Source organism: Cyclobacterium qasimii M12-11B (assembly GCF_000427295.1).
Taxonomy (GTDB): domain Bacteria; phylum Bacteroidota; class Bacteroidia; order Cytophagales; family Cyclobacteriaceae; genus Cyclobacterium; species Cyclobacterium qasimii.
Window position 1 is genome coordinate 1 of the sequence record NZ_ATNM01000037.1, and the last position, 1,936, is coordinate 1,936.

At 25.4% G+C, this 1,936-nt stretch carries 3 protein-coding genes; all 3 read left to right on the forward strand.

Annotation, left to right across the window (positions count from 1 at the left end; translation table 11 throughout):
- Positions 1-389, forward strand: a 389-nt coding sequence (locus tag ADICYQ_RS28190; protein WP_040414483.1) for a hypothetical protein, incomplete at its 5' end; no start/stop codon positions are given.
- Positions 389-850 (forward strand): hypothetical protein, encoded by a 462-nt coding sequence (locus ADICYQ_RS04270; RefSeq protein ID WP_040414485.1) that lies wholly within the window; start codon positions 389-391, stop codon positions 848-850. The genes ADICYQ_RS28190 and ADICYQ_RS04270, both read left to right, overlap by 1 nt.
- Complete coding sequence (locus tag ADICYQ_RS04275; RefSeq protein ID WP_020894192.1) at positions 840-1,544, forward strand: hypothetical protein; 705 nt, start codon at positions 840-842, stop codon at positions 1,542-1,544. Before ADICYQ_RS04270 ends, ADICYQ_RS04275 begins: the two co-directional genes overlap by 11 nt.
- The last annotated feature ends 392 nt before the right edge of the window (positions 1,545-1,936 follow it).

Below are 1,936 nucleotides of genomic sequence, written 5' to 3' on the forward strand. Positions count from 1 at the left end.
TGATTATCTCCTGTATAATCATGGGCTTTCTATGTTTAATAGGAACCATATTATTTTCATTTGGTAAATTATCTTTGCTAGGTATTTATGAATATCAAGGTGATTTTAATATTTACAATTATGGTTGGTTTTTTATAAAAAGATCAAATGAACTAACCCATCAATTGAGACCTGCAGGTTATTTTGATGAACCGGGTAGTTATGCATTTGTAGTTATGTTTTTATTGTTATTGAATAGGAAATATTTTGAAAATTCTAGATATGAATATTTATTAATTTTATTACCTCTTGTTACTACCTCTTTAGCTCATATTTTCACAATTATATTTTTTGTCTTTCTATTTTACTTTAACAAGAAAAACATAACCAAAATTTTCTTTTGTTTATAATGTTTTTATCTCTTGTTTTTGTATTAAGTAATATTGAGAACGATAGTGTTAGATATTTCAAGCAAAGAACAGTTGATCGTTTAGATGGTTTTATTAAAGGTGAGGAAGATAAATCTCGACAAGGAGGTTTAGAACTCGGTCCTGAAATATTTGAAAAACACATGTTCGGTTATTCCAAAGAAAATGTTAAAAATGATTATCCTGCTTTTGTTAGTGAAACCTTTTGGGGCCCTTTAATATATTATGGTGTTTTTGGAATTTGGATATATTTTCTACCGATTTTATATGCGTTTTATATTTTACTTAGAAAAAAAGATTATACAGGTTTATTAGGGCTCCTTTTAATGTGCTTTAATTTTTTACAGAGACCCTACTATATTTATCCTCTATATATTGTTTTGATATACTTTCTGTTTTTTGTTAAATCGGATGATTTTAAACAGAAAAATTATGTTGATTAAATTTTTTATTTCTTATTGTTTTTTCTTTTTTAGCTGCACTAATAAGATTTTTGATCAAAAGTTTACTCTTTATTTTGAAGATGTTAAATATAATAATGAAGTAAATACTTTGGCTTCTAATAATGATTTTTTGAAGAACTATTATTTATTAGGTGGCTACAGTATTGATAGAAATAATGATGGGGAATTTGATAGAGTTCATTTAGAAAATGTACTTAAAAAGAAAATCCCTTATTTTAATGATAGCAGTTTACTTGTACTCGACTGGGAAGGGATTTATTTTGATAAAATAATTCATTACCCTTTCGACCATTCAAGGTTTAAATTATCTTTAAAGAAATATATTGATTTAGTCCATTTTATTAAAAGTATTCGCCCCTATTTAAAAATAGGTGTTTACGGAATTCCCTTTAGAAACTATAACCCCTCAATTAAAGATATTGACTCCTACAAAAAATTCTTCCCACTTTTAGAATTATGTGATGTGATAACTCCATCAATGTATATTCCTCATTCTACGACTTTTTATTTGGATGATGAAGGTGATTTCGGGAAGGGGATAAAAATTGGTCTAGATATTTCCGAGCAACTTAATATTCCTTTAATTCCATTTGTTTGGAATGTTTATTACCCTGATCGAAGAGATGGTTTAAAAAATGTTAATAGAACCGGACTTATTTTTAAAAATATTTGAAAAGAATCAAAAGTTTTAAGTACAAAAATATTCAAGTATCAGGGGTTGTTTGGTGGGCTCCGGATCACATTTCTTTTTCTAAATCTGTTGAAGTGCCAGTTGTCTATAAAGTATATAAAAAAAAAGATCACCAAAGTGTTTTATTTAAAGAATATTTCAATTTATTTTGATGTGTTTTCCGGTTTTAAATTTAAGTTTCATTACGTTATTTAAATATTTATACTTTGAATTTTTAAAATCAGTTTTATTTATTTTATAATTTTTCATTTAAGATGTATTGCTATAAATAAATGTATTATATATTTTGCTTTTTCATATTTTATTGAATCATTAACATTATTTATTTATATAAAGTCTTTATATGTTTGAACTACTATTAAATTATTTTCTTT